Source organism: Rhodothermales bacterium, assembly GCA_013002345.1.
GTDB lineage: Bacteria > Bacteroidota > Rhodothermia > Rhodothermales > JABDKH01 > JABDKH01.
This window is the reverse complement of the sequence record JABDKH010000311.1, coordinates 1-2,950: the sequence shown is the minus strand read 5'-3', so window position 1 is coordinate 2,950 and position 2,950 is coordinate 1. Positions and strand designations below refer to the sequence as shown.

General features: G+C 59.0%; 3 protein-coding genes. 1 reads left to right on the top strand and 2 read right to left on the bottom strand.

Annotated features, from left to right (window positions below):
* Positions 1 to 671: M28 family peptidase (locus HKN37_14895; GenBank protein NNE47936.1), on the bottom strand; the 671-nt coding region annotated here is incomplete at its 3' end.
* Between the two features lie 162 nt (positions 672 to 833).
* Between HKN37_14895 and HKN37_14890 the strand changes: the two genes are divergently transcribed.
* Positions 834 to 2,723, top strand: coding sequence for a beta-lactamase family protein (locus HKN37_14890; GenBank protein NNE47935.1), 1,890 nt, complete (start codon positions 834 to 836; stop codon positions 2,721 to 2,723).
* A gap of 54 nt (positions 2,724 to 2,777) precedes the next feature.
* On the opposite strand, the gene HKN37_14885 is transcribed toward HKN37_14890, so the two are convergent.
* The coding region (locus tag HKN37_14885; protein NNE47934.1) for a T9SS type A sorting domain-containing protein at positions 2,778 to 2,950 on the bottom strand (173 nt) is incomplete at its 5' end.

The window sequence follows — 2,950 nt, the reverse complement described above, 5'->3', positions numbered from 1 at the left end:
ATGCCGGCGATGTTTCCGATCATGTCGTTGTTGAGAACGGCTTCAATGATCCAGCCGTCGGTCGTCGCCTGCGCGGCCATGTACTTGCCGCCGAAAAGACCCTGCTCCTCGCCCGAAAGCCCTGCATAGACCACCGTCTTGTCGAACTGGTAGTGCGAGAGCGCGCGAGCGGCCTCGATGGTGCCGGCCATACCGGACGCGTTGTCGTTGGCGCCGGGGGCGTCTGTCTCGAAGTCGGTGGAGTTCGATGCACGCGAGTCGATGTCGCCCGTCATAATGACGTATCGGTCCGGGTGGATGGCACCGCGCTGCACGGCGACGACGTTGACGACCCAGGTGTCCTCGGGAATGCGGCTGTTGCCGTCCGCTGTTACCAGCGAGCGCTGGTAGAAGACGTTCAGACAACCTTCGCACGCGTCGGAAATCCGATCGAACTCCGCCTTGATCCATCGGCGGGCGGCACCGATTCCGCGGGTGTCAGAGAGCGTGTCGGAGAGCGTGTTCCGCGTGCCGAATCCAACGAGCGTGCGGATGTCCGACTCGATCCTGTCAGCAGAGATGGAGTCGATGATCGCCTGGACGGAGTCTTCGGTGTCCATGATCGACTGGGCACTACTCAGCCCTGGAAATAGTACGACGACGAATGCGAACAGGAGTCCAGGACGACGCATGGGATCAAGTCCTTTTACTGGTGAGAGGGTAGCAGAAGGTACGCGCCTTCGTTTTCAGATATCCTACAGCCGTTAGGTAACTTGACGGGGCGCGTTCTCGTAGGGACAGATTCACATCTTTGGACGACTCGTCACCCATCGGCGCAATTCTTTACCGGTATTATGTTCTTGAAACGACACGCGCTCTTGTTCCTCGTCCTCCTCGCGAGTTCGGTTAACACTGGACGTGCACAACAAGCGAGTGAAGATGGAGACAACATCGGTTCGCTTGCCGGTCTTGACTGGCCGGCACTCGCCGATTCCGTGCTGGGTCAGGCTGTAGCCAACGGTCAGGTCCCCGGAGCCACTGTGATTGTCGTCGGCCGCGACAGTATCGTCTTCGAAGCACTGTTCGGTATCGCGAATCTGGAATCTGAGGATGCGGTCACCGACTCGACCCTTTTCGAGGTCGGATCGATCGGCAAGGTGCTAACGGCCATCGCCGTACTTCAGCAAGTGGAACAAGGTCGCCTCGATCTGCATGCCGATGTCAACTCTATTCTTCCAGGCTGGAAGATTGAATCGGCGGCCGCGTCGCCCGTAACGCTGCATCATCTGCTGACTCACAGCGCGGGTCTGAACGACCGCGCCATCGGCTACGCGACGAGAGAGGCAGCTTCAATGCAGCCACTGGATGAGCATCTCGCCGCGCATTTCCCTACACCCTTCGCACCACCGGGCCGATATGTCAGCTACTCGAATTACGGCTACGGGCTGGCCGGCTATCTCGTTGAGACGGTTGCTGATGAACCGTTCGCGGACTATGTCTCGCAGGAAATACTGCTTCCTCTGAGCGTCACTCACTCCGGATACAGTCCTCGGGTACGGGGGCCAAAGGCAATGGGCTATCTGGTTGACGGGGACGATTTCCGTCCTGCTCCGCAAGTCCACCGACCGGTGACACCGGCAGGAAGCTTTGCGGCAAGTACACGCGATATGGCCCGCATCCTGCAAGCACTTCTGAACGAGGGCGACCCCGTACTCTCATCCGAATCAGTGCGGATGATGACGGAAATCCGACATACCCAGCATGAATACCTTATGGGCAACTCCTACGGCCTCGAAGAGAGCAGATGGGGTGATGTGCGCGGGTTTGGCAAGGGTGGAAGTATTCCGGGATTCGCGTCATACATGGCCGTGATTCCCGAACAGGGTTTCGGTCTTTTCGTCGCCGTGAACGTCGGCGCTGATGATGCGATCGATCGGTTTGTCACGGCAGCACTGGGCGGCCGTTCCGTTGAGCCGTCGAGTCTCGCATCGTCGTTCGCGATCGACGTCTCTCTATACGAAGGTGAGTACAGGAGCAACCGTTACGACCGGAGGAGTATCGAAAAGCTCCTCAGAATGGAGATCCATGATATCTACGCTGCGGCGGACGGCAGCCTGAGCCTGTGGCACGACGGCGGCATGAATCGTTATCGGCCGGTCGATGGACTCGTGTTCCAGAACGTCCAGGATGCGAACCGATACCTGGTCTTCGAAAAGGATGAGCGTGGAGACATCAAGCACGCTTTCTTCAACGAACGCTTTGCGGGAGGTTACGTGCCAGTCGCGTGGGAGAGGAACGGGTTCTGGAACAGCAATAGGTATGTGAACGAGTACTTCGGGATCGTGGTGCTTGTTGCGATCAGTTACCTGGTCTTGCCGTTCGTCGCGCTGTTCGGCGCCTTGCGTCGACGACTGAAGGCGGACGGACGGCGATCGAGCGTGTCTCGCGGGTGGCATCACATCGCGGGATTCCTGACGTCCGCTGTGGTGCTCGTGTGCGTCATCTTCTACTTCATACCCCTGCTGAAGGCGCGTCCCGAACTCGTATTCGGCGTCCCCTCGGAGCTGGCGCCATGGGGCATCCTTCCATGGTTCGTAATCGTCGCCTTTGGCGCGTTCGGGGCACTGTGGTTCTACGCTGTGAACCGCGCACGCATCAATAAGATCGGGTTGGCCTTTGGAGTCGTATTCCTCGCGAGCGGGGTGCTGCTGGGCGAGTTCTTTGTTCGCTGGAATCTGATCTAGAGCAGGAGAACGACGATTGGGGAGGTCATCCCCAGAATCGTACTCGCCGGACCGTCACCGGACGACCACCATCCTTCTCGTCTCGACGAAAGACCCCGCCGAGATCCGATACAGGTAGATGCCGCTCGCGAGTCCTCTGGCATCGAACTGCACCGTGTGATCCCCCGCCGTCTCAATACCGTCGAGTACCGTAGCGACTCGGCGTCCGAGCAGGTCGAAGATGTGCA